A 2,343-nucleotide genomic window follows, 5' to 3' on the forward strand; every position below is an offset into this window, starting at 1 on the left:
TTATCAACAAAATATCAAAAAATTCTGTTTTTATAAATAAAAGTTATTCTTAGTTCTATCAATTAAGTCTACTGGTTTAAGTCATTAATATAAAAAATAAGATGACTCTAAAATCGGAACTGTAGAAAATTTTGTGTAAATTAATTTCTGGCTTATTTTTTTATAAGTAATTTGAGAATAGCAATTACACAAATCAAAATTTATTATACAAAACAAGCCCACAATTAGGAACAACTTTATTTCATTTTTCCAACTGATTTTGAATTGCAAAATAAACTATTTTTATTAATATGTAAACTGACTTTTCAACAAGTTTATTTTCTTCTTTAACTTTAAATCTTATTTCATCAATAAAAACCATGGCATAAGTTTTTTTCTAAAGGTCTATTTCTTCACTCTGTTATGTGTGAAATTATCTTATTAGTTACTCTACTTACAAAACTTGGATCAACATCTATAGCATACATATCTTTTAATGTATCTGATATGTCCCTAGTTGATACACCTCTTGAATATAAGCTAATAATTTGGCTTTCAATTTTGGAAATATCGTATTGAAATTTAGAAACTACTTTTGATACAAATCTTGAATTTCTATCTCTTGGAATTTAGTTCAATTTCTCCGAAATTAGATCTTACATTTTGGAATAACTACCATTTCGATAGTTGTCTTTTATAGTTCTTTCGTGTTCATATTTATCTCATGCAAGAAAGTTTTTTAATTTTTTCTTGCATCATAATTTCTATAAGATCTTTTATATTTTTCTTAATAATTTCATAAACATCTTCTTTGGTTGTTGGTTTATATTTAATCATGCAATTCTCTTGTGCTTAGCATTTTAATATCTTTTTTGGCATATTAAAAAATCTCCTGTGTAAATATTTTAAATTTAAATATTTGCCATTGGGAGATTTTTAAACAAAATTATCTATGGTACCTAATTTCTAATTTAGGGTTTTTATATTCTTTGAATATTTTTAGCTATTGCTCTATATTTGCAACAAAAGAATAAAAATCATCAAAAAAAGAATCGATTTATTTTTTTTCTTTATTTTTTCAACTAAGGTAAAGAGTTTGCCCAGCCCTATTGTCAATTGTTATTTCAAACCCGTCTTTTTCTTTATTATCAAAATAAAATCTTCTTAATGTCTTAATATTTCCACTTTCTACAACGACTAAATACTCAACAAAATATAGTTCTGTTTTGTAAAATCTTTCTTTTTTATTATTTCTTTCAAATAATCGAGTTAGTACATTTACTTTATCAGTTTTATATGTAGCATAAAATGCCTCATTAAGTTTTTCAAATAATTCCTTATTTTTTCTACCTTGAGAATTTATTGCGTCTATAACTTCCGATTTTGTATATTTAGAAGAATCAAGTTTTGAAGTATTATGCATCAAAAGGTTTTGTGCTTGTCCTATTTTTAATTCATCAAGTGCATAAAACAATTGAGTTAAAGCGATATTGTAATTTTGCATACGATGAATATCCTTATTTGTTTGAAGGACATAGAAACTATCATTTAAATTTTCTAATCAATTTTTATATATGATTTTTTCTTCTAATTTTTTAATTGATTCTTTACGATATGTTTTTAATTTTTCAAAATCTCCAGTTTTGATAGCGTTATTTTTCTTTTTAATATCTTCCTTAGTAATAATTCTTGAATTTGAACCGAATAATACAAATTTATCTCCAAATTCTTTTAAATCTACATACCCGCCCAACAAAGGTTTTAGCATATTGAAATATCTATCAACATCTGCTTTGTCTTGCAATAGTTGTTTAATAGTTCTCTTTGTAGGATCAGCTGCTTTGTAATATTCACTTATGCTGTTTTTAAAACTTTCAACACTAAGATTATTAGAAGTAAATAATGTTTCATCATAAACAAAAGATTTTGTTATATCATTTCATTTATTTTTAATATGTTCTTCAAAGGTATTTAAAATTTCTTCTTGTTGTTCTTTTTCAAATAAAGATAATGTTATACTGTTATTATTACCATTTAAAGAGGCTTGTGTGTTATTTTTTAAATCAGAAACAATGGTTTTGGATAATTCTTTTAAATATTCTTGTTGTTTTTGCTTTTGTTTTTTACCTTCGATAATGATGTCTTTATTAAAAATAATCTTATCAGTATTTAATGGATTTTTATTTTCTTCTTCTAATGAAAAAGAAAATCTAATTCCTTCTCCCTCTTTTGAGGGGTCGTATTTTTGATATAGATATTGATTATAATAATTATTAATTATCTTTTGGATTTGTTCATTTGAAGGCTCGTTATAATCAAAAATAATATCTGGAGCAATGTTTTTGAAAGCATTCTCGTCTAACT

The 2,343-nt window shown here is 24.1% G+C and carries 2 protein-coding genes; both read right to left on the bottom strand.

The annotated features are described in order from the left end of the window. Positions 1 to 332 precede the first annotated feature (332 nt). Positions 333 to 608, bottom strand: coding sequence for a transposase (locus ACWXVM_RS03135; protein WP_455994297.1), 276 nt, complete (start codon positions 606 to 608; stop codon positions 333 to 335). A gap of 428 nt (positions 609 to 1,036) precedes the next feature. Continuing rightward, on the bottom strand, positions 1,037 to 2,343 hold a 1,307-nt coding region (locus tag ACWXVM_RS03140; RefSeq protein WP_455994295.1), incomplete at its 5' end, for a hypothetical protein.

Source organism: Mycoplasma sp. 2261, assembly GCF_053851575.1.